Source organism: Burkholderia sp. AU31652 (assembly GCF_002223155.1).
Lineage (GTDB): Bacteria > Pseudomonadota > Gammaproteobacteria > Burkholderiales > Burkholderiaceae > Burkholderia.
This window is the reverse complement of the sequence record NZ_NKFG01000017.1, coordinates 1-575: the sequence shown is the minus strand read 5'-3', so window position 1 is coordinate 575 and position 575 is coordinate 1. Positions and strand designations below refer to the sequence as shown.

2 tRNA genes and 1 rRNA gene are annotated in these 575 nt (G+C 50.6%); all 3 read right to left on the bottom strand.

Going from position 1 to position 575, the window contains the following annotated elements:
* Positions 1-209: 209 nt before the first annotated feature.
* Positions 210-285: transfer RNA gene (locus CFB40_RS37605), tRNA-Ala, on the bottom strand.
* Positions 286-323: 38 nt separating this feature from the next.
* Positions 324-400 (bottom strand) — tRNA-Ile (locus tag CFB40_RS37600).
* Between the two features lie 63 nt (positions 401-463).
* Positions 464-575: ribosomal RNA gene (locus CFB40_RS37595) — 16S ribosomal RNA — on the bottom strand; the annotation flags it as partial.

Genomic DNA, 575 nt, shown 5'->3' with positions numbered 1-575 from the left:
GAGTTCGAATCATCTTGAGATACATCGATACAATCACAACCCGGATAGTTTCCACGTCCATCTCAAGACGCTTCCGCTATCCAAATTACTTGCTTCTTCCAGATTGTTAAAGAACGACAGCCGATACGTACTACGTATCACTCTGACTGGCTCAATCGCCAATGACAAAGACTCGAACAATCGTCATTCGAATGTTTGTCATTGAAGATTGGTGGAGGCAGACGGGATCGAACCGACGACCCCCTGCTTGCAAAGCAGGTGCTCTCCCAGCTGAGCTATGCCCCCATGAGTACAGATAACCTCAGGTACCTACCGCCAGACAATGGTGGGTCTGGTTGGATTCGAACCAACGACCCCCGCCTTATCAAGACGGTGCTCTAACCGACTGAGCTACAGACCCCTGAGTCTGTCTTTAAATTTACAGCCGATAAGCGTGAGCGCTCAACTTTGCGAGAAGCTCTGGAAAGGAGGTGATCCAGCCGCACCTTCCGATACGGCTACCTTGTTACGACTTCACCCCAGTCATGAATCCTACCGTGGTGACCGTCCTCCTTGCGGTTAGACTAGCCACTTCT